General features: G+C 69.7%; 21 protein-coding genes and 2 tRNA genes. 12 read left to right on the forward strand and 11 right to left on the reverse strand.

Annotation, left to right across the window (positions count from 1 at the left end):
• The first annotated feature begins 1 nt into the window (after position 1).
• The 5 genes from P0R32_RS08640 to P0R32_RS08660 all read left to right on the forward strand — a co-directional run bounded on the left by P0R32_RS08640 (position 2) and on the right by P0R32_RS08660 (position 8,030).
• Complete coding sequence (locus tag P0R32_RS08640; protein WP_276236554.1) at positions 2–2,287, forward strand: PrkA family serine protein kinase; 2,286 nt, start codon at positions 2–4, stop codon at positions 2,285–2,287.
• The gene (locus tag P0R32_RS08645) at positions 2,278–3,609 is read left to right on the forward strand and encodes a DUF444 family protein (protein WP_276236555.1); all 1,332 of its coding nucleotides are present in this window, start codon (positions 2,278–2,280) and stop codon (positions 3,607–3,609) included. Before P0R32_RS08640 ends, P0R32_RS08645 begins: the two co-directional genes overlap by 10 nt.
• Complete coding sequence (locus tag P0R32_RS08650; protein ID WP_276236556.1) at positions 3,606–5,600, forward strand: SpoVR family protein; 1,995 nt, start codon at positions 3,606–3,608, stop codon at positions 5,598–5,600. Before P0R32_RS08645 ends, P0R32_RS08650 begins: the two co-directional genes overlap by 4 nt.
• A 94-nt stretch (positions 5,601–5,694) precedes the next feature.
• Complete coding sequence (locus P0R32_RS08655) at positions 5,695–7,155, forward strand: DASH family cryptochrome (RefSeq protein ID WP_276236557.1); 1,461 nt, start codon at positions 5,695–5,697, stop codon at positions 7,153–7,155.
• Between the two features lie 77 nt (positions 7,156–7,232).
• Positions 7,233–8,030, forward strand: a complete 798-nt coding sequence (locus P0R32_RS08660) for an HpcH/HpaI aldolase family protein (protein WP_276236558.1) — start codon at positions 7,233–7,235, stop codon at positions 8,028–8,030.
• A 40-nt stretch (positions 8,031–8,070) separates the two neighbouring features.
• On the opposite strand, the gene P0R32_RS08665 is transcribed toward P0R32_RS08660, so the two are convergent.
• The 4 genes from P0R32_RS08665 to P0R32_RS08680 form a co-directional block, all read right to left on the reverse strand.
• Positions 8,071–8,145, reverse strand: a tRNA-Glu gene (locus P0R32_RS08665).
• A gap of 99 nt (positions 8,146–8,244) precedes the next feature.
• Complete coding sequence (fen, locus tag P0R32_RS08670; protein WP_276236559.1) at positions 8,245–9,222, reverse strand: flap endonuclease-1; 978 nt, start codon at positions 9,220–9,222, stop codon at positions 8,245–8,247.
• A 63-nt stretch (positions 9,223–9,285) separates the two neighbouring features.
• Positions 9,286–9,876, reverse strand: coding sequence for a GNAT family N-acetyltransferase (locus tag P0R32_RS08675; protein ID WP_276236560.1), 591 nt, complete (start codon positions 9,874–9,876; stop codon positions 9,286–9,288).
• Positions 9,877–9,899: 23 nt separating this feature from the next.
• Positions 9,900–10,493 carry a GNAT family N-acetyltransferase gene (locus P0R32_RS08680; RefSeq protein ID WP_276236561.1) on the reverse strand — a complete coding sequence of 198 codons (594 nt, stop codon included), beginning with the start codon at positions 10,491–10,493 and terminating at the stop codon, positions 9,900–9,902.
• A 66-nt stretch (positions 10,494–10,559) separates the two neighbouring features.
• On the opposite strand from P0R32_RS08680, the gene P0R32_RS08685 reads away from it, so the two are divergent.
• Together P0R32_RS08685 and P0R32_RS08690 are read left to right on the forward strand one after the other, a co-directional pair.
• The gene (locus P0R32_RS08685; protein WP_276236562.1) at positions 10,560–11,204 is read left to right on the forward strand and encodes a class I SAM-dependent methyltransferase; all 645 of its coding nucleotides are present in this window, start codon (positions 10,560–10,562) and stop codon (positions 11,202–11,204) included.
• Between the two features lie 48 nt (positions 11,205–11,252).
• On the forward strand, positions 11,253–11,687 hold the full coding sequence (locus tag P0R32_RS08690) for a DUF3054 domain-containing protein (protein ID WP_276236563.1): 435 nt from the start codon (positions 11,253–11,255) through the stop codon (positions 11,685–11,687).
• A gap of 129 nt (positions 11,688–11,816) precedes the next feature.
• Here P0R32_RS08690 and P0R32_RS08695 read toward each other — a convergent pair.
• Positions 11,817–11,898 (reverse strand) — tRNA-Ser (locus tag P0R32_RS08695).
• A gap of 252 nt (positions 11,899–12,150) precedes the next feature.
• On the opposite strand from P0R32_RS08695, the gene P0R32_RS08700 reads away from it, so the two are divergent.
• Positions 12,151–13,566, forward strand: a complete 1,416-nt coding sequence (locus P0R32_RS08700) for a carboxylate--amine ligase (protein ID WP_276236564.1) — start codon at positions 12,151–12,153, stop codon at positions 13,564–13,566.
• Between the two features lie 94 nt (positions 13,567–13,660).
• Here P0R32_RS08700 and P0R32_RS08705 read toward each other — a convergent pair whose 3' ends face one another.
• Positions 13,661–14,407 carry a hypothetical protein gene (locus P0R32_RS08705; RefSeq protein ID WP_276236565.1) on the reverse strand — a complete coding sequence of 249 codons (747 nt, stop codon included), beginning with the start codon at positions 14,405–14,407 and terminating at the stop codon, positions 13,661–13,663.
• A gap of 59 nt (positions 14,408–14,466) precedes the next feature.
• Here P0R32_RS08705 and P0R32_RS08710 point away from each other — a divergent pair, with 59 nt between their 5' ends.
• Positions 14,467–14,685: a hypothetical protein gene (locus P0R32_RS08710; RefSeq protein ID WP_276236566.1), complete on the forward strand. Its 219-nt coding sequence runs from the start codon at positions 14,467–14,469 to the stop codon at positions 14,683–14,685.
• 33 nt (positions 14,686–14,718) lie between these two features.
• Here the strand turns inward: P0R32_RS08710 and P0R32_RS08715 are convergent, their stop codons facing one another.
• From P0R32_RS08715 to P0R32_RS08730, 4 genes are all read right to left on the reverse strand, one after another.
• On the reverse strand, positions 14,719–15,315 hold the full coding sequence (locus tag P0R32_RS08715; protein WP_276239380.1) for a uracil-DNA glycosylase: 597 nt from the start codon (positions 15,313–15,315) through the stop codon (positions 14,719–14,721).
• A 193-nt stretch (positions 15,316–15,508) separates the two neighbouring features.
• A complete protein-coding gene (locus P0R32_RS08720) occupies positions 15,509–17,383 on the reverse strand; it encodes a formate/nitrite transporter family protein (protein WP_276236567.1) in 1,875 nt (624 codons plus the stop codon).
• An 84-nt stretch (positions 17,384–17,467) separates the two neighbouring features.
• On the reverse strand, positions 17,468–19,342 hold the full coding sequence (gatE, locus tag P0R32_RS08725) for a Glu-tRNA(Gln) amidotransferase subunit GatE (RefSeq protein WP_276236568.1): 1,875 nt from the start codon (positions 19,340–19,342) through the stop codon (positions 17,468–17,470).
• Positions 19,343–19,433: 91 nt separating this feature from the next.
• The gene (locus P0R32_RS08730; RefSeq protein ID WP_276236569.1) at positions 19,434–19,601 is read right to left on the reverse strand and encodes an HVO_2901 family zinc finger protein; all 168 of its coding nucleotides are present in this window, start codon (positions 19,599–19,601) and stop codon (positions 19,434–19,436) included.
• Between the two features lie 515 nt (positions 19,602–20,116).
• Here P0R32_RS08730 and P0R32_RS08735 point away from each other — a divergent pair.
• Positions 20,117–20,710 (forward strand): winged helix-turn-helix transcriptional regulator, encoded by a 594-nt coding sequence (locus tag P0R32_RS08735; RefSeq protein ID WP_276236570.1) that lies wholly within the window; start codon positions 20,117–20,119, stop codon positions 20,708–20,710.
• Between the two features lie 27 nt (positions 20,711–20,737).
• On the opposite strand, the gene P0R32_RS08740 is transcribed toward P0R32_RS08735, so the two are convergent.
• Positions 20,738–22,153 (reverse strand): class II fumarate hydratase, encoded by a 1,416-nt coding sequence (locus tag P0R32_RS08740; RefSeq protein ID WP_276236571.1) that lies wholly within the window; start codon positions 22,151–22,153, stop codon positions 20,738–20,740.
• A gap of 175 nt (positions 22,154–22,328) precedes the next feature.
• Between P0R32_RS08740 and P0R32_RS08745 the strand changes: the two genes are divergently transcribed.
• On the forward strand, positions 22,329–22,508 hold the full coding sequence (locus P0R32_RS08745) for a hypothetical protein (protein ID WP_276236572.1): 180 nt from the start codon (positions 22,329–22,331) through the stop codon (positions 22,506–22,508).
• A 52-nt stretch (positions 22,509–22,560) separates the two neighbouring features.
• On the forward strand, positions 22,561–23,043 hold the full coding sequence (locus P0R32_RS08750) for an SRPBCC family protein (RefSeq protein ID WP_276236573.1): 483 nt from the start codon (positions 22,561–22,563) through the stop codon (positions 23,041–23,043).
• Position 23,044: the final 1 nt, after the last annotated feature.

A 23,044-nucleotide genomic window follows, 5' to 3' on the forward strand; every position in this document is an offset into this window, starting at 1 on the left:
GATGGTCGACTACCTCGCGCGCGCCGACGAGGCGCTCGACGGCGCCTACGACCCGCCCCGCTCGCTGGCGGAGTTCGTCGACCTCGCGTTCGAACGGCCGGGCGTCACCAGCCACGCCGCCAAGTACCTCCTGTCTGCCGTCGAGTCGATGGGCACCCGCACGGTGGTCGAGGAGGCCGTCGAGCGCGAGCGCTACCGCTTCTTCGACGACCCCGCTAACGACGGCGAGCACGCAGTGCTCGGCAACACGGGCGTGCTCAACGCGTTCGTCGACGACCTCCGCACCGTCGCCGCCGGGCGCGGCAAAGAAGAGAAGATCCACTGGTTCGACGGCCCGACCGCCACGGGCAAGTCCGAGTTGAAGCGGTGTCTGATCAACGGCCTCCGCGCGTACTCGAAGACGGAGGCCGGGCGTCGCTACACCGTCGAGTGGAACATCGCCGCCCGCGAGGACGAGCGGAGCCTCAGCTACGCCACCGACGACGACGCCGACGACGACTGGTACGAGTCGCCGGTGCAGTCGAACCCGCTGGCGGTGTTTCCCGGCGAGGTGCGCGACGAGTTGGTCGCCGCACTCAACGAGACGCACGACGAGCACATCCCCGTCCGCGCGGAGTCGGGACTCGACCCGTTCAGCCGCGAGGCGTTCGACATCCTCGAAGAGCGCTACCGTCGCGCGGGCCGGCGCGACCTGTTCTCGGCGACGACCGACCGACGCCACCTCCGGGTGAAGAACTACGTCGTCGACGTGGGCGCCGGTATCGGCGTCCTCCACGCCGAAGACGACGGGAGTCCCAAAGAGCGCCTCGTCGGCTCGTGGATGCCAGGGATGCTCCGCGAGTTGAACTCCCGGGGGCGCAAGGACCCCCGCGCGTTCAGTTACGACGGCGTGCTCTCGCAGGGGAACGGCCTCGTCACCGTCGTCGAGGACGCCAGCCAGCACGCGGATCTGCTGCGGAAGCTGCTGAACGTCCCCGACGAAAAGCGCGTGAAGTTGGACAAAGGGATCGGGATGGACCTGGACACGCAACTGGTCGTCATCTCGAATCCGGATCTGGACGCCGAGTTGGAGCAGTTCGCCGACCGGAACGACCGCGACCCACTGAAGGCGCTCAAGCGCCGCCTCGACCGCCACGAGTTCCGGTACCTCACCAGCGTCTCGCTGGAGACGGAGCTGATCCACCGCGAGTTGACCGACGAGACGACCGTCTGGGCCGACCTCGTCGACGCGCCAGACCCGGAGACGGCACACGAACAGCTCCGCGAGCGGATGGCACAGCCGCTGTCGGTCCGGATGCGCGACGACCGCGGGCGCACCCGGGACCGCGAACTCGCACCCCACGCGCTGGAGGCGGCGGCGACGTACGCCGTCGTCAGCCGCCTCGACGCCGAAGACCTCCCGAACTCCATCGGGCTGGTCGACAAGGCGCTGCTGTTCGACAGCGGCGTCATCAGGGACGGCGAGGAGCGCGTCGCCGCCGACGCGTTCGACTTCGACGGCGAGGACGGGCGCCACGGCATCCCCGTCACCTACACGCGCGACACCATCGCCGACCTGCTCCACGAGGAGACCGACCGGGTCCACCCCGAGTTGCCCGTCGAGGACGTGCTCACGCCCGAGGACGTGCTCCACGCGATGGCCGAGGGGCTTGCGACGGCGCCGGTGTTCTCGCGGGCCGAAATCGCCGAGTACGAGAGCCGGCTGGCGACGGTGAAAGCCCACGTGTTCGAGTTGCAGGAGGCGGACGTGCTCGACGCCGTCCTCGCGGACAAGGGCGTCGCCGAGGAGACCGTCGAGGAGTACGTCGAACACGTGTTCGCGTGGGACGGCGACGAGCAGGTCGCGACCGACCACGGCGCGGTCGACCCCGACCCACTCCTGATGAAGGTGTTCGAGACGGAGCACCTCGGTCGCTTCGACGACGACGACTACGAGGGCAACGAGCCCGCCGAGGCCGTGACGACGTTCCGCCGGGAGACGGTGATCACGGCGCTGAACCGCTACGCGTGGGAGCACCGCGACGAGGACTTCTCGATCGCGGACGTGGACCTCTCGACGGTCCCGGTCATCCGCGCGGTGCTGGAGGCTCACTCGTGGGAGGACGTCCGCCGCATCCACGAGGATCTGGACCCGGCCCAGTGGGACGACCCGCCGGCGGACACGGAGACGGCGCGCGTCAAGGCGCGCACGATCGACCACATGACGACCGAACAGGGCTACAGCGCGGCGTCGGCCGAGCTGGCCAGCAGACACGTGATGCGCGAGGTGAAGGGAAGATGGGACTGAGAGACGACCTCGAACGGTTCCGCGAGGTGGGCGACGAGCGCCGACCGGACCTTGCGGAGTTCATCCGCGAGGGCGACCTCTCGGGTTCCTCACGCGACCGCGTGCGGATCCCGGTGAAGCTCGTCGACCTCCCGAGCTTCGAGTACAGCCAACGCGAGATGGGTGGTGTCGGGCAGGGGCAGGGCGGCACGCCCCAGCCCGGCCAGCCCGTCGACGTACCGGGCGACCCGGGTGACGCCGACGGCGACGGCGACGAGGACGGCGACCCCGGCGAGGAGGGCGGCGAGCACGGCTACTACGAGATGGACCCCGAGGAGTTCGCCCAGGAACTGGACGAGGAACTCGGACTCGACCTCGAACCGAAGGGCAAGCGCGTCGTCGAGGAGGTGGAGGGCGACTTCACCGAGTTGACCCGCGCGGGCCCCAACTCCACGCTCGACTTCGAGCAGTTGTTCAAGCGCGGGCTCAAGCGCAAACTCGCGACGGACTTCGACGAGGAGTACGTCCGCGAGGCGTGCCGCGTCGCCGGCGCAGACGCCCGCGACGTGTTCGAGTTCTGCCGCGCGGACAACGTGCTCGTCTCGCTGGCGTGGATCCGCGAGGCGTTCGCCGAGTTGGAGGCCGAGGGCGTCTCGATGGACGAGTACGCCGACTTCGACGACTTCGCCGACCGCGTCGAGCGCGAGACCGTGACCGCACGGATCCGCAAGAACGGCCTGAAGGACGTGCCGTTCCGCCGCGAGGACGAGCGCTACCGCCAGCCGGAGGTCGTCGAGAAGAAGCAGAAGAACGTCGTCGTCGTCAACATCCGCGACGTGTCCGGCTCGATGCGCAAGACGAAGCGCGAACTCGTCGAGCGCACGTTCACGCCGCTGGACTGGTACCTCACAGGGAAGTACGACGAGGCGGAGTTCCGCTACGTCGCCCACGACGCCGAGGCGTGGGAAGTCGAGCGCGGGGAGTTCTTCGGCATCCGTTCGGGCGGGGGCACCCGCATCTCCAGTGCGTACGCGCTCGCAGCCGAGATCCTCGAAGAGTACCCCTGGAGCGAGTGGAACCGCTACGTGTTCGCCGCGGGCGACTCCGAGAACTCCAGCAACGACACCGTCGAGAACGTCGTGCCGCTGATGCGCGACATCCCGGCGAACCTCCACGCGTACGTGGAGACCCAACCGGGCGGCAACACGATCAACGCCACCCACGCCGAGGAGGTGGAGCGCGAACTCGAAGACCGCGACAACGTGGTCGTCGCCCGCGTCGGCGCGCCGGAGGACGTGCCCGACGCGATCCGGAAGATCCTCTCGACGGAGGCAGACCGATGATACACGACGACCGCATCGCGACCCGACGCGTCGCCGCGGGGTTGGAGGAGCCAGCCGAGAAGGCGAGGGAACTCGCCCGGAAGCTGGGCCTGCGCCCGTACGAGGTGCGCTACTGGGTCGTCACGCACGAGGAGATGAACCGGCTCATCGCCTACGACGGGTTCCAGACGCGATACCCGCACTGGCGGTGGGGGATGAAGTACGACCGCCAGCGCAAGCAGGACACCTTCGGGATGGGGAAGGCGTTCGAGATCGTCAACAACGACAACCCCTGCCACGCGTTCCTCCAGGAGTCGAACACGATGGCCGACCAGAAGGCCGTCATCACGCACGTCGAGGCGCACGCGGACTTCTTCCGCAACAACAAGTGGTTCGGGCGCTTCGCGGGCGACCGCGAGGACCCCGACGCCGCCGCGATGTTGGAGCGCCACGCCGAGACGCTCGCGAGCTACGTCGACGACCCCGAGGTCGACCGCGGCGACGTGGAGCGACTGATCGACGCGGTGCTGTGCGTCGAGGACACCATCGACCAGCACCGCGCGCTCGCGGCCGAGCGCGGCGGCGAGGACGCCGACGCGGAGGCGGATCTGGTCGACATCGAGGAGCGCCTCGACCGCCTCGGCCTCTCGTCGGAGGTGCGCGACCAGGTGTTCGACGACGAGTGGCTCGACGCCCAGCGCGACGGCGATCACCTGCCCGAGCCGCGCCCGGACGTGGTGGCGTACCTCCGCGAGCACGGCAAGCGCTTCGACCCCGAGGAGGGGAAAGCCGTCGACCGCGAGCCGTGGATGGACGACGTGATCGAACTCCTGCGCCGGGAGGCGTACTACTTCGCCCCGCAGAAGCTGACGAAGGTGATGAACGAGGGGTGGGCCAGCTACTGGGAGTCGCTGATGATGGGCGACGAGCGGTTCGCCGGCGACGACGAGTTCGTCACCTACGCCGACCACATGAGCCGCGTCCTCGGCTCGCCGGGGCTGAACCCCTACACGCTCGGCCTCGCCATCTGGCAGTACGTCGAGAACACGGCGAACCGCCGCGAGGTCGTCGACAAACTGCTCCGCGTCGAGGGCGTCACGTGGCGCACCTTCCACGACGTGGTCGACTTCGACGAGGTCGCCGACCTCCTCGACCCGGACCCGGCTATCGCGGGCGTCACCGCCGACACGCTCGCCGACCTCAGCCCCGACGACCCCCGCGTCGACGCCGAAGCGCTCGACGAGGCGCTCGCGGGTGACCTCGACGCCGACGCGTACCCGTGGGCCGTGCTGACCTACGAGGGGCTGTGCGAGCGCCACTTCTCGCTGTCGAAGCCCGCGAACCGCGGCTTCCTCGCCCGCGTCGGGCGCTCGGAACTGGAGCGGCTGAGCCGCTACATGTTCGACGACGAGCTGTACCCGGACGTCGAGGCAGCGCTCGCCGACGTCGACTACGGCGCCGGCTGGGAGCGCATGCGCGAGGTCCGCGAGAGCCACAACGACGTGACGTTCATCGACGAGTTCCTGACCGAGGAGTTCGTCGTCGAGGGGAACTACTTCACCTACGAGTACTCCCACGCGGGCGCCGGCTACCGCGTCGCCAGCGTCGACCCCGACGACGTGAAGAAGAAGCTCCTGCTCCGCTTCACGAACTTCGGGAAGCCCACCATCGCCGTGTACGACGGCAACTACGACAATCGGGGCGAGCTGCTGCTGGGCCACCGGTACAACGGCGTCGCGCTCGACCTCCCGAAGGCGAAGGCGACGCTCGAACGCGTGTTCGAGTTGTGGGGGCGCCCGGTGAACCTCGCGACCATCGTCACGGAGTACGACGACCACGAGTTGGAGGTCGCCCGGCGCCGCGGCCGCGAGCCGCGCGGCGAGGAGGTGCCGATCCTCCTGCGGTTCGACGGCGAGGAGGTCGCCCGCCACGACCTCGACCCGGAGATCGCAGAGCGCATCGCCGCCACCGACGTGGACTACGACACGAAGCCAGACGAGTGGCTGGCCTGAGACGCCCCCACTCACACCGCCCCCTCTTCTCCGTCGTCAACGACTCCCGGCACCGGCGAACGCGTTGAAGTTCGTGCCGCCCGTAGCCACATCGATGGCCGACGACACCGCCGTCGTCTGGGTCCGTCGCGACCTCAGACTCCACGACAACGAGGCGCTCGTGGACGCGTGTGCGGCAGACGCCGTGCTCCCGGTGTACGTGTTCGACCCCCGCGAGTACGGCGACCGCGCGTTCGGCGGCCGCGACTCCTTCCGCTTCGAGAAGACCGGCCGCCACCGTGCGCGCTTTCGCCGCGAGGCGGTCGCCGACCTCCGCGCGCGACTGCGCGAGCGCGGCTCGGAACTGGTCGTCCGCCACGAGCGCCCCGAGGTGGTCGTCCCCGCCGTCGCAGAGGCCGTCGACGCCGACGTTGTGCACGTCCAGACGCTCCCGACCCCCGAGGAGATCGCCGTCGAGAACGCCGTGCGCGAACAGCTCCGCAGGCTCGGCGTCACGCCCTCCCGTCATTGGACCCACACGCTGTACCACCTGAACGACCTCCCAGTCGAGTACACCGACATCTCGGACACCTACACCACCTTCCGGAAGAGCGTCGAGAACCGCGCGACGGTGCGCGAACCCCTCCCCGATCCCGATCTATCGAGCGCGCCCGTCGACGCCGTCGGCGCGGGGTCGATCCCCTCGAACGCGGATCTGGGCGTCGAGGCACTTGACACCGAGTCCGACGACCAGGGGGTGCTCCAGTTCGAGGGTGGCGAGACTGCGGGGCTCGCTCGCCTCGACCGCTACCTGTTCGAGGAGGACCGCCTGCGCGAGTACAAGCAGACGCGCAACGGCCTGCTCGGGCAGGGATTCTCCTCGAAGCTGTCCGCGTGGCTCAACGAGGGGTGTCTCTCGCCGCGACGGGTCGAACGGGCGGTTCGGCGCTACGAGCGCGAGCGGGTGTCGAACGACTCGACGTACTGGCTCCTGTTCGAGTTGGTCTGGCGCGACTTCTTCCAGTTCCAGTTCGCCAAACACGGCACCGACTTCTTCCGGCGGGGCGGCATCCGCGGCCGCGACGACATCGACTGGCGCGACGACGACGAGCAGTTCGAGCGGTGGGCCGCCGGCGAGACGGGCATCCCGTTCGTCGACGCCGCGATGCGGGAGTTGAACGCGACGGGCTACCAGAGCAACCGCGCCCGACAGAACGCCGCGTCGTTCCTCGCGAACAACCTCCGGATCGACTGGCGCCGCGGCGCGGCGTACTTCGAGACGCAGTTGGTCGACTACGACCCCGCCTCGAACTACGGCAACTGGGCGTACATCGCGGGCGTCGGCAACGACAGCCGCGACCGCTACTTCGACATCCTGAAGCAGGCGAGCACGTACGACGGCGCCGGCGAGTACGTGACACACTGGATCCCGGAACTGTCCGACGTGCCGCCGGAGGCGGTCCACGAGCCGTGGACGTTGACCGAGGCCGAGCAGGCCGAGTACGGCGTGCAGTTGGGGGTGGACTACCCCGCACCGATGATCGACTTGGAGGAGAGCTACCGGAAGCTCAGGTGAGCGGTGGACCTGGTCGATTCCCCGCGTGACTGGATTCGTGGTCGGGGTTTAGCGCCGCCGCGCGCGACAGTTCGGCCATGGCTACCGCAGGCGGCCGACGGACGATCCGACAGCACCTCGACGACGGCGGCGTTGCGCTCGGCGTACTCGACAGCGCGTACAGTCCGACGCTCGTGGAGTTGTACGGTGAACTCGGCGTCGACTTCGTGTGGATCGACCTCGAACACGGCGGGCCGAGCCCCGATGGGCCGGAACTGGAACACCTCCTCCGGGCCGCCGAGCGCTCCGGCACCGACCTGCTCGTCCGGACACCGGACACCGACCCCACGACGGTCCGCAAGTGCCTCGACCTCGGGGTGCGGTCGCTGTTCCTCCCGCGTGTCGAGTCGGCCCACGAGGTCTCCAAGGCCGTCAAGTCGGCGCGGTTCCGCGTCGACGGAGTGCCGGGTGACCGGGGCCTCGCGTCGCCGCGGGCGAGTCGGTGGGGGACGGTCGACGACTACGTCGACCGCGAGGACCGCGAGACACTGGTCGGCACGACCGTCGAGACGCGCGCCGCCGTCGACGACATCGACAACATCCTCGAAGTCCCGGAACTGGGGTTCGTGTTCGTCGGGCCGTTCGACCTCTCGGTGGCGCTCGGACACCCCGGCGAGGTGGACCACCCCGCCGTCCAAGACGCCGTCGAGACGGTCGTCTCAGCGGCGCTCGCGGCGGACGTGCCGGTCGGCGGCCTCGGCTTCGGAATGGACGACGTGAACGAGAAGGTCGACGCCGGCTACCGGATCCTCAACATGGGAAGCACGACCGGCGCGCTGACGGCGGCGGTACGCGACTGGTTCGACGCCTACGACGGCGACCGCAGCGGCGAGTGACCGAGCGCGGTCGCTCGACGGGGTGGCGTCGCGACAGAAGTGCTCGGTCAGGGATTTGAACCCTGGTCGTCGGCTCGAAAGGCCAACATGATTGGCCGGACTACACCAACCGAGCGCATTCGGTGATACCGCGCGGGTCGTGTTAATCCCATCGAATCCGACCGATGGCGGAGCCATCCGCGTGTGGTGGACTCCCGTGGCGCGTGCGCGTCGGTCAGGTCCAGTCGTCGAGCCCGGTCTGGGTGAGCGCGTCGTCGATGCGCTCGAAGCCGCGCTCGACCTCGTCGGGGTCGACCTCCCACTCGTCGACGACGTACGCGCGCGCGGCGTCGACGTCCGGCGTGATCTGCGTGTCGAGGTCGTAGTCGTCGGTGACCGGCGGCGAGTGGAAGAACTCGCGGATGCGCTCGGCGTTGGGAATCTCGGCGTCGCGGGCCTCCAGCACCGCGAACAGGTCGCCGTGCTCCTTCACGGCCTTCAGCGCCGTCTTCGGGCCGATGCCGCGCACGCCCTCGTTGAAGTCCGTCCCGCACAGCATCGCCACGTCGACGAGTTGCTCCTGCGTGAGGTCGTGGTCGGCGAGCGTCTGCTGGAGGTCCATCAGCTCGGGGTCACCCTTCGAGGTGAGTTGACGGAGGGTGAGCGGCCCGCCGAACAGGATGGTGTCGTAGTCCTCGCTGCCCGTGTAGTCGGCGTCGCCGACGCGGTTCATGTACGCACACTGCGCCTCGCCCTCGGCGGGCGCCTCGACGACCGGGACGTCGAGCAGGCGGAGCACCTCCCGCGAGGTCTCGTGGATGGTGTCCGTGAGCCGCTGGGTTCGCGCCTCCAAGCGCGCGGCCTCGACGGCGTCGCCACGTTCGGCAGCCTCCTTGCGTCGCTCCTCGGCCTGCTCGCGTGCTTCGCGGCGCTTTGCCACCTCGTCGTCCTTGAGATCAGTCACGCCGCCGTCGAACACGAACACGGGCGTCAGGTCGTTGTCGAAGAACTTCGGGAGCCCCTGCACGATACCGATGAGGTTCGCGACCTCCTCCCCGGCCTCGGTCGTGTACCGGTGGTCGCTGGTGAACTTCACCGTCGTCGTGAGGTAGCGGTACAGCCAGTTGTGCGCGTCCACCGCGACGACACCCGACACCTCGTCGAAGGAGACGTCCTCGATGTGCGCGATGTCACGGAGATCCGCGTTTCCCATTGTCGGCTCCACGGCCCTGCGGGGTTTGAACCTCCCGAGTCTGCGGCACGACCGACCGTGCGGTCAGTCGTCGCCCCGGCGCGCCTCCCACTCCTCGCGCAGCAGCGAGTACTTCACCAGGTCCCGGTAGGCGCCGTCGGTGAAACTGTGACTCCGGAGGCGTCCCTCGTCGCGGAACCCGAGCGACTCCAGCAGGCGACGCGAGGCATCGTTGTGTGCGTACACGCCGGCGGCGACCGCCGGAACCGCACGGCTCCGAAACGCATAGTCGACGGCCAGTCCCACCGCCTCGGTGCCGTACCCCTCGCCGTGACACTCCGGAACGAGCCAGTAGCTCAGCTCTGGGCGCTTCCAATCGGTCGCCTCGACACGGACGGCGCCGATGAGTCGCGGCTCACCGCTGTCGGGCGTCTCGTCGGCCACCGCCGACTCCGACGGGTCGCTCGCGTCGCCGTCGTCGTCCAGGCAGATGACCAGTCGTGTGTCCTCGTCGTCTTCGAACGCTTCGGTCAACTCCGTGCGGTTCCGGACGGCGCTCCCCAGCGGGTGGCGAATCGCGGGGTCGGTCGTGGCCCGCTGGACGAACGCGAGGTCCTCGCGTTCGAGCGTCCGGAGACTGACACGGTCGCCGTCGACGACGCGGGTGCCGGGCATAGCGTCGCCCACAGAGACGACGGCTAAGTGTCTTCGGGGGCGGAGTCGTCGACCGGCGGCGGCCCACGCTCGCGTTTCCGCTCGGCGAACGCGCGCTCTGCGTCGTCCACGTCGTCACGCGCGGCGATGGTGTCCAGCCCCGCGCGATACTGCGCAGGGTCCACCGCGGCTGGTTCGCCCGCTGGCCGTTCCAGCACTAACTCGGCGATACCCGTCTCGCGACCCGTCCACGCGAAGCCGACCTTGTGGAGCGCCTCGTAGCTGTAGGCGTTGTTGACGGCGATGCGGACGCGCTCGTACCCTCGCTCGGCGGCGCGGGCGACGACGAACGCACAGAGGCGCGGACCGACGCCTTCGCGCCGGCGCTCGCGGCGGACGCTCACGTAGCGGAGCCACAGCGCGCCGGGGTCGGTTCGGTCCTCACTGAAGGCGACGATACCGACGGGCGCGACGTACTCCCGTTTGGGCTCCTCGGGGATCCGGAACCGCTGGCCGTCGTCGAGCGCGACGGCCTTCCCGGTGCTCGACATGGCGAACTTGCCGGCGTAGGCGTACGCGCGGTGGTCGAGGCGCACGAGGACGTCGTCCTCGGGCCACCCGAGCAGACGGAACTCCACGGTCGCAGTTCGTGGGCACGGGGCTTCAGCGCCACGGCTACGGTCGTGGAGCGCGTCCCCCCGTCCATGTTGGGTCACGGGGACGTCCGGTTCTTCGATCTGATCGCCCCACTGTACGACGTGTTCATGCCGCCGGTTCGCCCAGAAGACCTCCGCGCGGGCCTCGCGTTCGCCCACCGACCGGTCGAGCGAGCCGTCGACCTCGGCGGCGGCACCGGGCGCGCGAGCAGGACGCTCGCCGAACTCGGCGTCGACGCGACCGTCGTCGACTTCTCGGCGGGGATGCTCCGACGCGCGAGGGCCGACGGGGTCCCGGGCGTCCGCGCGGACGCGGCGCAGCTCCCGCTCCGCGACGACGCCGTCGACGCCGTCGTGGTCACCGACGCGCTCCACCACTTCCCGGACGTACCGGGCACGTTGCAGGAGGTCGCGCGGGTGCTCGCGCCGGGCGGTGTGTTGGTTGTCAGGGAGTTCGACCCGACGACGCGCCGCGGCGCCGCGCTCGTCGGTGTCGAGTCGCTCGCCCAGATGGACTCGCGGTTCTTCGGCCCACGGGAGTTGGCCGGGATGGTCGCGGAGGTGGGCCTGCGCGGGCACGTCGTCGCCCCCGGCTTCGGCTACACGGTCGTCGGCGTCAAACCGACCGACGCGGCGGCGGTTGGCGACGGCGCCGACGCCGGCGACACGGCGTCAGGCACCCCCGAGGCGTGACGAACGCAGAACGGGGTCGTTAAGCCGGACCGGACGGACACCCCGTGTATGGCAACGGACTCGGGTACGGACTCGTTCCTCGCGAACCGGGTCGACACCGCCGCGCTCCCGCTGGCGGTCGGCGACCTGCTCGTCATCGTGGCGTTCATCTACGCCGGTACGCTCCAGCACGGCACCGTCCCGTTCCCCCCCGCGGGCGTCGGTGACATCGTCGCGCTGTTGGGCGTGGCCGCGCCGTTCCTGCTCGGCTGGGTGCTCGTCGCGCCGCTGGTCGGCGCGTACTCCGCGGGCGCCGCCGAGTCGGCGAAGGCGTCGGTGCCGCTCGCGGTCCGGTCGTGGATTCCCGCAGCCGTGATCGGCCTCGCGATCCGGGCGACCCCGTTCGTCGACGGCGGCGTCGCCATCCCGTTCGTGATCGTGATGCTGGTCGTCGGCTCCGTCTCGCTGGCCGTGTGGCGCTACGTCGCCGCTCGGTTCGTCTGAAGTCCCGCTTCGTTCGCTGCTCGTTCGTCGTCGCCGCCAGCGACCCGCTCGATCGCCGCCCCCGGCGGGTCGCGCCGAGGAGGTGCCGCCGTCGTGGGGGCGGACGCGTCGCTCGTCGGGGGCTAAGTTCGGTGAGGCTGGGATTCGAACCCAGGAGGCTTGCGCCATCTGCTTTCAAGGCAGACGCAATAGGCCACTCTGCCACCTCACCGCGTAGTGAGTCGCCCTCCGATCGACGCCTGCCGCGTCGACAAACCGGGGCTAGTTCGGTGAACTGACCCGAGCGAATTGAACCTGTCGCTCCGGCAGCCCGCCGTGTCGGGGTTAGCCGGTCGACAACCCGCCGGAGCGCCGGGGACGCTGGTCGGGGCGGTGCCACCGCCGGTGCCGCCGGCCGAACCGAGTGTCGCCGCCGAACGGAAGCCGGGTGGTAACAAACACGTTGGCACGTGCGGTGTTCCACATGACCCCACAACGGAACGCCGACGGGGGGAGCGCGATCGTCCCCGCGATCGCGACGGCGAGCAGTACGGCCGCGCTCCGCTCGCTCGGCCGCCGCGGCGTGCGGACGGTGGCCGTCTCCGAGCACGACAATCCCCCGGGGTTCGCGTCGCGGTACTGCGACGAGACCCACCGAGTCCCCGACCCGGTCGTCGACGTCGACGGCTACGAGGCCGCCCTCCTCCGGCTGGCGAGTCGCGCCGACGTGGAGACGGTGCTCCCGTTCCGTGAGGCGGACGTGTACGTCTTGGCGCGGTCGCGGAGTGCGTTCGCCGAGCACGTCGGCACCCCGTGGCCGGACCTCCAGACCCTCCGGGGGGCACAAGACCGCGTCAGACTGTTCGAGGCGGCACGCGCCGCCGGCGTCGCGATGCCCGAGACGCGACTGCTCGACGAGTGGGACGACTGGGACGAGCGCGTCGTGGTGAAGCCGCGGTACACGATGTACGCCCCCGAGTACGACGACCGGTTCGACCGCCCGGCACCCGCGATGTGCACGACCCGGTACGTCGCGCCGAACGAGGAGCCAGACCGGGCGGCCATCGTCGAGGAGATGGGCCACGTCCCGCTCGCCCAGCGGTACGTCCCGTCGGGCGACGAGTACGCCTTCTTCGCCCAGTACGACGAGGGCGAGGCGGTGGCGACGTTCCAACACCGCCAGCGTCGGGGCCTCAAGTACTGTGGCGGCCCGAGCGCCTACCGCGAGTCGGTCGACATTCCGGAGTTGGAGGCAGCGGGGCGACGACTGCTCGACGAGCTCGACTGGCACGGCGTCGCGATGGTGGAGTTCCTCCGGAACCCCGAGACGGGCGAGTTCGAGCTGATGGAGGTGAACCCGCGGTTCTGGTCGTCGCTCCCGTTCACGGTGCAGGCGGGCGTCGACTTCCCGTCGCTGTACTACGACCAAGCGATCGGCGTTCCGATCCCCACCGAACCGCCGTACGAGGCGGAAATCGGTGGCCACCTGCTGTGGGGTGAGGCGCTGCACCTACTCAGCGTCGTGACCGACGAGTACCCCCTCGTCGAGCGACCCTCGTTCGCTCGTCGGCTCGGTGAGGTCGCCACGTCGCTCGTCCGGTCTCCTCGCTTCGACTACCTGAGCGCCTCGGACCCCGGCCCGTTCGTCCGCGACGTTCGAAACAGAGCCGCGACGGTCGTCGCGCCGCTGCGACGGGCGACGAGCACGGCGGAGCCCGCGACGGCGCCGGAAGATCCTGTGCCGGCGACGAGCGACGAGTCGGCGTCGGCTGACGTGGAGGCGGCCGAGCTCGACGAGGAGGAGACGAACACCGTCGCCGACGCTGGGTCGCCGACTCAGGTCGTCGGTGACGGCGGTCACGACGTGGATGACACCGACGGAGATCGACCCGGATCGTAGTCGCCGGTGTGACGGCGTCGAAGGTGGCGAGGTGGTGACGGCGTCGAAGGTGGCGAGGTGGCGAAGGCGTCGAAGGAGACGGAGAGGCGTCCCGTCAGTCGTCGACGACGATTTCGTCGTCGCGCACGCGGAGTCCGCGGTCGTGGACGAACGTCGCGACGTGTTCAGGGACGACGCGCTCGGCGGCGATCCGACTCCACAGGACGGGGAGGAGGTCCCGGAGGTCGGCGGCGGTCTCGACGCCGACGTGCATCGGGAGGAACTCCGTGTGGTGGCCGGCGTCGTTCGCGCGGTCGACGAGCGTCTCCAGTTCCGCCCCCTCGAACGCGTCGGCGTAGTCGATGGGTGCCGTGAATCCGGCGTAGTAGGTACGGCCGCGCGTCGACGGGCCGAGGACGGTCTGGTTCTGTCGGAGTTTCATCGCCGCCGAGTCGATCACCGGCCGCGTGAGCAGCGGCGCGGTGCCGCGGGTGACGGCGACGGAGTCGACTCCCTCCTCGCGCAGGAGGTGGGCCGCGGTGTTGCCGGCGCGCGCGGAGAACGTCGATCCGACCTGCTCCTCGAAGCGGACGTCGGTCACGTCGTCGAGCGCCTCGCCGACGAGCGCTCGCAGTTCGGCTTCGCTCGACGTGTCGCCCACGTGCTCGTCCGGGAGCAGGTCGGCTGGGCGGTAGTTCACGAGCAGGTCGCCGCCGGATCGTTCGACCGCGCGAGCGGTGTCCTTCAGCGTCGCGGTGTACAGCGCCGCCGCGTCGTCGGGCGACAGCGGCGTCGTCTCCGCGAGGTCGGGCAACACGAGTCCTGGGCGTGGCGGGTCCGCGAGGACGGCGACGACGGTCATACTGGTCGCTCGGGCGCCACGCCAAAGGGGTTTATCAAACGGCCCGACCCACGGGGGGTATGGGAGTCACAGCGACGCTCGTTCGTCTCGGATCGGTCGCGTCGATGCTGGTCGCGCTCGCAGCGGTCGGCCTGCTGTTCGTCGGCGGCGTCGGCGCGGAGGGCATCTCCGTCGTCGGCCTGCTCGCAACCCTCGCGTTCCTCGTCGTCGCGGTCGGCGCCGCCGTCGCGTGGGGCCGTCGCGAGGCGCTCGCGCGGTGGGAGACGCCGTACTGGTAGGGTGTCGAGAGAGACCGTCCGTGAGGAGGCGGGTCAGCGACTCCGCCGCCCCTTCGTCTGTCGGTAGTCGCGCGAGAAGACGTTCTCCAGCACGTGCTCGACGAACGCGTCGGCGTCGTCGTCGGTGAGGGCGGCGAGGTCCTTCATCGGGAGCAGTTCGAACCCTCGACCGCGTACGGTCGTCGCGTGTTCTGCCGCTGCGTCGAAGGTGTCGGGCGCCCGAGTCGTGTACTCGATGGCGAGCGCCTCCAGCGCGCGCTGACCGACGGGGACGATCAACTCGGGGTTGATCATCCGCACCTCCGCCGTGAGGAAGGCGTCGCAGTTCAGCACCTCCTCGTCGGTCGGCCCGCGGTCGGGGTGGCGACAGCGCGTGAGGTAGGTGGTGAACACGTTCTGGAGGTCCGGTTCCGCGGCGTCGGGCGGCGACCGCGAAAGCCCCAACTCGCCGAGGATCCGCTGGACGCGTTCGCCGCGCTCGTCGCCCGTGAACGGCACCCCGGTACGCTCGGCACCGGCGGTCGGCGCGTCGCCGATGAACAGCACCTCCGCCTCGGCGTCGCCGTAGCCGTGGACGACGCGCTCGCGACAGTCGACCAGCGCGGGGCAGTGCTGGCAGTCGGTGTCCATCCCGTAGGGGTTCGAGAGCTCCTCCTGGTGCGGCACTGATCGCCGATCGGTGGCTGGCGGGGTTAACCGTGTGGGTGCTCGCCAGGCTCTCCCGGCGGTGAGCGCGGCGGAACACCTGCTGGGCGATCGATAGCACAGACCGCGCCGAACGGAGACGTGGCGCGACGCGGCAGCGATCGCGACCGCGGAGGTGTCACTTCTCGGGGGGATCTGCGGGGGTGGCGGGGTCTGTGGGCTCGGGCCGATCGGTGTCGGTGTCGTCGCGGAACGCCAGTGCCGGCCGGCGCTCCCTGTTGGGGGCCCCGAACAGCCGCGCTCGCAGCGAGCGCTCCGTCGGCCGCTCGGCCAGCAGGACCGAACACTCCACGTCGTTGATCACGTCTAAGTGGAGCGAGTCGCGGACGAGTCGCGAGAGCAGTCCCTGTTCGGTCGCGCCCATGAACAGCATCGTGCTGTCGGTCGCGGCGGCGGCAATCGCCGCCTCCACGTCGCCTGACTCGACGGTGATCGACACGTCGGTGAGGTCGTGCTCGGCGGCCCACTCGCGGAGGAACGCCCGTCCCGCCGGCACGTCCGCCTCGTCGGCGACGACGTGGAGCAGTTCGACCTCGGCGCCGGCGACCGCCTGGAGCGCCCGCGCGACTTCGGCGGTCAGGTCGGAGTCGGGCCCGCCGGCGGTCGGCAACAGGATCCGCGAGGGGTCGAGTCCACGGTCGCTGGCGATCAGGAAGTCGCACGGGAGTCGGTTGGCGAGTTCGTCCAGCGGTCGCTCGGCGCGGGCCGACCCCCACAGCCCCTCCCGGTCCCAGTCCATCAACACGAGGTCTGGGCTGGTGCGGCGCGCGAGCGTGAACACCTCCTCGAACGACCGCGGCGTGACGACCGTCGACGTCTCCAAGGTGACGTCGTGTCGCTCACCGATGGCGCGAGCCTCCTCCAAGAGCAGGTTCGACTCGGCCGTGATGCGCGCCTGCTCGTCGTCGCCGGGGTCGGTGGACCACCGCCGCGGCGCCTGGACGACGTGCACGACGTGGACTTTGCCCTTCTGGTGGAAGCTGGCCAGTTTGCAGGCCAGTTCGACGACGCCCGACTCCGTCCGGGGGTTCCCGATCGGCACCAAGACGCGGTGCGTCTCCGGGTCGCGGACGATCTCCTCGACGGTGTCGATCACGGGCACGTACGAGCGGCCGGCCAACGAGCCGACCAGCCACTCGCGCGGCGACAGCCGACGCACGTCGTCGAAGCGGTCGATCTGGAGGCGCCGGTCGGACGTCTGGTAGTAGTTGACGACCGTCACCAGCACGACGCCGCCGAGCGTGTTGCCCAACAACACCGGGAGGACGAACCCACCCAGCGCGGGGACCGGGTTCACGCCCGCGGTCAACGCCAGGTAGACGACTTCCGTGAACGAGACGACGACGTGGTAGAGGTTCCCCATCGGGATCGCGAGGAACGCGAGGTAGACGACGAGCAGTCGCGTCGTGGTGTCCCGGACCGCGAAGTTGATCCAGACGACGCCCGCGACGATCAGCCCGGCGAACGCCGCTTTGACGAACAGCGCCGACGCCGGGGTGGCGATCCCCTTGCGTGCGAAGTCGGCCGCCACCGCCGCGGTCCCCGGATCGAAGACGCCGCCGTACGCCAACGCGACGGCCCCGAGGCCGCCGCCGACGAAGTTCCCCGCGAGTACGATCAACCAGTGACGGAACAGCGTCGGGATCGACACGAGTCGCTCCAGCGTCAGCGCCACCGGTGGGAGGGTGTTCTCGGTGTAGAGTTGGTACCCGCCGATGATGATGTAGACGAACCCCAGCGGGTACAACAGGACGCCGACGAACTTCGTGTCGGTCGTCGCCGTCACCGACGCGTACAACAGGAAGGTGACGGTGATCGCGAACCCCGCCGCCAGCGCGCTGAAGAACAGTTCTCGCGTCCCGGAGGTGACCTCGTGGTCCGCGTCGGCGACGACGCGTTGGTACACCTCGTCGGTCGAGAACTGGTCGGCGAGCACGTCGTCGGACCCGTCGTGACCGTCGTCGGGTGTGGAGTCGGAGCGGTGTCCTGCCATCTCGGTGGCGTGTACCTCCGGTGGGAGCGACAAGTAGCTTCGTGGTGGCGACCGACGCGGTTGTGGAGGTCGTCCGCGCGGTCGTTACGCTCGCTTCTGAATCTCCTCGCGGAGCACGTCGCTGACGACCTCGCCGTCGGCCTTCCCGCGCAGCGCGCCCATCGCCTCGCCCATCAGGCCGGAGAACGCCCCCATGCCCTCGGCCTCCACCTGGTCGGCGTTTCGCTCGACGACTTCGGCGACCGCCTCGCGCACCTCGGCCTCGTCGACGCCGGAGAGACCGGCCTCCTCGACGGCGGCCTCGGCGGCTAGCGACGGCTCCTCGGCGAGCACCGTGAGCACGTCGTTGACGCCCTCCTTCGCCAACTCGCCCGAGTCGACGAGCGCGAACAGGTCGCGGAGGTGGTCGTCGGTGAGCGCCTCGACGGGCACGTCGTCGCGGCGGAGTTCGGTGAGCGTCGACTCCAGCGTCGTCGCCGCGAACGTCGGGTCGATGCCGTCGGCGACCACGGCCTCGAACAGCGGCATCCGGCGGCCGTACGCCACCTGCTCGGCGAGGCCGGCGTCGAGACCGAACTCGGCTTGGTAGCGCTCGACCTTCTCGGTGAGCAGTTCCGGCGCCTCGACTTCGCTGGGGTCCGGTTCGACGGGCGGCACGTCCGTCTCGGGGTACAGCCGTGCCGCGCCGGGCAGCGGGCGCATGTACCGCGTCGTCCCGTCGTCGTTCGCGCCGCGCGTCTCCTCGGGGACGCCCTCCATGGCGACCACGGCGCGCTCGGCGGCCGCGTCGATGGCCAACTCGGCGGTCTCCGGGTCGTCGGCGACGAGTGCGACCGCGTCGCCCTCCTCGGCGTCGACGGCCTCGCGGAGCGCCTCGACCTCAGCCTCGGTGACGCCGTAGGCGGGCAACTCGTCCGTGTGGAAGATGCCCCCCGCGCCGTGGCGCTTGGCGTGGTCGGACAGTTCGGTGCCGAGGCGGCGGTCGGGTGCGATCTCTTTCCCGACGAGGCCGTCGAAGCCGTCGAGTCTGACCGCGTGGACCTCCCCGCCCGAGTTCAGCGCACCCGCGATGACGCCCGATTCGGTGTCGGCGAACACGTCGGTCACGTCCGTCGGCTCGCCGACCGCGGCGTCGCGCTCGTCGAGTTCGGCGGCGATGTCGACCAACTCCTTCTGGCGACGGACCTCCGTCTCGACGATCTCGTCGATCTGGTCGAGCGCCTGCACGCCCTTGATCTCGACGCGGGCGCCCTCCGCGATGGAGACGTTCACGTCCTGGCGGATGGTACCGAGTCCGCGCTTCACCTTCCCCGTCGAGCGGAGGAGCATCCCGATGCGCTCGGCGGCTTCGCGGGCCTGGCGGGGGGTGGAGATGTCCGGCTTCGTGCCGATCTCGACCAGCGGGATACCGAGGCGGTCGAGCGAGTAGCGGACGCCCTCGTCGGTCTCCTCGACGCGCTTTGCCGACTCCTCCTCCAGCATGAGGTCCTCGACGCCGACCGGCCCGTCGGGCGTCTGGATCTCTCCCTCCTGTGCGAGCAGGGTGGAGCGCTGGAACCCTGAGGTGTTCGAGCCGTCGATGACGATCTTGCGCATCACGTGCGCCTGGTCGACCACGTCCATGTCGAGCAGGTCGGCGATCTGCATCGCCACCGTCAGCGCCTCCTCGTCCATCTCGTGGGGCGGTTCGTCGTCCTCCTCGACGAGGCACGTCGAGTCGTACGCGAGGTACTCGAACGTGCGGTCGACCTGCGACTCCTCTAAGGCGGCGTCGTCGATCTCACCCAACTCCGACTTCGTGGGGTGGAGGTACCGGGTGACGGTGCGCGTCGCCTCCTCGGGCTCGCGGAGCCGCGTGGGCGAGTCACAGAACAGCTTCGTCGCGGTGTCGAGTTGCTGGTGGATCTCCAGCCCCGCGACGAGGCCGAGTTCCTCGGGGTCGAACGACTGCTCGGTCATTGCGCGGACGTGCGGTGGCCGGGGAGAAAAAGGGTGTGAGTCGGGGGCGGTCCCGACGCACCCGGTCGGCCCCGCGGTGGCGGTCGTCGGCTCAGTCGACGCGTTTCAGCCCTTCGCCGATGCCGGTCGCCTCGCAGTCTTCCTCGGGACACGTGTAGTGCCAGCCGTCTTCCGTCGCCTGTCCCTCGGGGAACTCCGCGCCGCATCGGCGGCAGCGCAGAAGGTCTCGACCGGTCGCTCGCGCGGTGAGCTGAGGCATATTCGTTCCTTCGAGCGGGAGGAATTGAACGTACCGGTCTTTCACGGGTCGCTACGGCGCGAAAACGGCCGATCGAACGATCGAAAGCGAACGAGCGTCGACGCCGTGGATGGCGACGCTCCGACGACCGCGCAGACCCCGACAACGTAATCGTTACCGCTCGGTAGGTTGCAAACCCGAGGATCGGGACCGCACGTTGAATGTATCCGAGCACGAACACGACGTGAACGGTCGCTGGTCGGCGGACCGGCCGAATTCCGACGACGTGTTCCGATCACGGCCGCCTACCTGTCGAGGGTACAACCAGATATCCTCACGATTCTCAATGATGTGTGCTAGCACGATCGTGTCGCGATCGCATCCGCCAACCGAGTTTCGCGATCGCCGTCTCGGAACCGCTCTCTCCAGGTGTCGAGGTCGAATCGGTCGGTACGCCTTCGTTTTCGGTAGGTATTGTGTCGTTCGGGGTGGATCTGTGAGGTAGCTTCATGCCGGTCGACTGCGTCGGTCCGACGATGCGCGACCTCGACGAGACGGACATGGAGATCCTTCGGATGCTCGCCGACGACGGGCGGCGCTCCTACAGCGACATCGGCGAGGCGGTCGATCTGTCGGCGCCCGCCGTGTCGGATCGGGTGTCGCGACTGCGGGAGTCGGGCGTGATCCGGCGGTTCACGATCGACGTGGATCGGTCGACGCTGCGGGCGGGGACGCCCGTCCTGGTGCGCTTCGAACTCGCGCCGGGTGCCGTCGGCGAGGTCCGCGACGCCCTGCGCGCGAGCGAGGCCGTCGAGCACGTGTTCACGACCGCCGAGAGCGACGTGGTGGCGTACGCGCGTGTGGAAGGCCGCGCGGTCGGCGACTGGGTCGCCGCCGTCGTCGGTGTCGAGGCCGTGGAGGACTACAGCGTCGACCTCGTCTCGGACGTCGACTGGACGCCGAGCGTCCGCGCGACGGAGTTCGCCCTGGAGTGTGCCGAGTGCGGCAACAGCGTCACGAACGAGGGCGTCGCCTCCCGCGTCGGCGGGTCGCTGTACCACTTCTGCTGTCCGACCTGTGAGGCGAGTTTCGCGGAGCGATACGAGCGGTTGGAAGAGGGCGCTACCTGAACGGCGCCCGCGCCGGACGAGCCGTGCCTACTCCTCGCCGAGGATGCCGCGGTGGGTCATCGCCTCGGGGTCGAGCACCTCGTCGGCCTCGTCCTCGGTGAGGTAGCCCTTCTCCAACACGACTTCGCGGACGGTCTTGCCCTCCTTGAGCGCCGTCTTGGCGACCTCGCTGGCCTTGTCGTAGCCGATGGCGGGGTTGAGCGCCGTCGCCAGCGCCATCGACTGCTCGACGCGCTCGGCGGCGTACTCCTCGTTGGCCTCCAGTTTCGCGACGAAGCGCTCGCCGAACACCTCGCTGGCGTTCGCGAGCAGTTCCGCCGACTGGAGGAAGTTGTGCGCCAGCACCGGCTTGTACAGGTTCAGGTCGATCTGCCCCTCTGCGGCGCCCGCGGCGACGGCGGCGTCGTTGCCGACGACCTGCTTGTGGACCTGGTTCACCGCCTCCGCGACGACGGGGTTGATCTTGCCGGGCATGATCGACGACCCGGGCTGGTTCTCGGGCTGTTCGATCTCGCCGAGGCCGTTGCGCGGGCCGGAGGCGAGCAGCCGGAGGTCGTTGGCGATCTTGTTGAGGCTCCCCGCGACCGTGCGGAGCGCGCCGTGGGCCTCGGCCATCGCGTCGTGGGCGGCCTGCGCCTCGAAGTGGTTGTCGGCCTCGCGGAACTGCGTGTTCGTCTCCTCGGAGATGTACTCCGCGGCGAGTTCGGGGAACTCGGGGTCGGTGTTGAGCCCGGTCCCGACGGCGGTGCCGCCGAGCGCCAACTCGCGGAGGTGGTAGCGCACGTCGCCGACGCGCTTGATCCCCTTCTGGACCTGCGCGCGGTAGCCGCCGAACTCCTGCCCGAGGCGGACCGGTGTCGCGTCCTGCAGGTGGGTCCGACCGGTCTTGACGACGCCGTCGAACTCGGCCTCCTTCTGCTCTAAGGCGGCGTGGAGTTCCTCCAGCGCGGGCATGAGGTCCTTCTCGACGGCCTCCAGCGCGGCGACGTGCATCGCCGTCGGGATCACGTCGTTGCTCGACTGCCCGAAGTTGACGTGGTCGTTCGGGTGGACGACACGCTCGCCGATCTCGGCGCCGGTGATCTCGGCGGCACGGTTGGCGATAACCTCGTTGGCGTTCATGTTCGAGGAGGTGCCGGAGCCGGTCTGGAACACGTCGACGGGGAACTGGTCGTCGTGGTCGCCGGCGATGACCTCGTCAGCGGCCTCGACGATGGCCGCCGCGGTGTCCTCCTCCAAGTGGCCGAGGTCGCGGTTGGCCTGTGCGGCCGCCTTCTTGACGACGCCGAGTGCGCGGACGAACCGGCGGCCGAACGTGACGCCGCTGATGGGGAAGTTCTCGACTGCCCGCTGGGTCTGTGCGCCCCAGTAGGCGTCGGCGGGCACCTGCATGTCGCCGAGGCTGTCGGACTCGGTGCGGAACTCCTCGTTGTCCTCGCTCATGAGCGGCGAGTCGGGGGGCGTCGTCGTAAAAACCACCGATACGCCCGTGTGTCGCCGGAACGCGAGGGGTGTGTTGACACGGCTGGCTCACGTTCAAGTGTGACTCACGTGAGGTGTGAGGCGAGGGGTGACGTACCCCCGATCGACTACCGACCGACACACCACACGCAGGACGATGACTCCCCGAACGCCGGCCACGCGCCGGCACGACGACCAGTACCGCCCTCCGACGAACCTCGCGGTTGCGTTCGCCGTCGCCGCCGCGGTCCCGCTGGCGCTGTTTGCCCTCCACCACCCGACGTTCCTCGTCGGCGCCGCTGCCGGCGCCGTCGCGACGGTCGCGCTCGCCCGGTGACGACGACCGCCGCCGCCGATGCCTGTTTCACCTCGCGGCCCCACAGTAGGGTATGGCGACGTACCGACGCCGCGTCCGAGTCGCGGCGCCGTTCGACGAGGTGTGGGCGTTCCACTCGCGCATCGACGGACTCGAGGCGCTCACGCCCGACTTCATGAACCTCCGAGTCGACCGGATCACCGGCCCAAACGGCGAACGGGACCCCGACGTCCTCGAAGCGGGCACCCGGATCGAGATGAGCATGCGCCCGTTCGGCGTCGGTCCCCGCCAGCCGTGGACCTCGGTGATCGAGGAACGCGAGGAGGCCGACGGCGAGGCGTACTTCCTGGACACGATGGCGGACGGTCCGTTCCCGAGGTGGCGCCACACCCACCGCTTCTACGCCGCCGGCGAGGACGCGACCGTCGTCGACGACCGCGTCGAGTACGAACTCCCCGGCGGACCGCTCGGGAAGGCGGCGTCGCCGCTCGGGTGGGTCGGGTTCGAGCCGATGTTCCGCTACCGCCACCGCGAGACGCGAAAGCGACTGGAGTAGC

It is taken from the genome of Halobaculum marinum, assembly GCF_029338555.1.
Classification (GTDB): Archaea; Halobacteriota; Halobacteria; order Halobacteriales; family Haloferacaceae; genus Halobaculum; species Halobaculum marinum.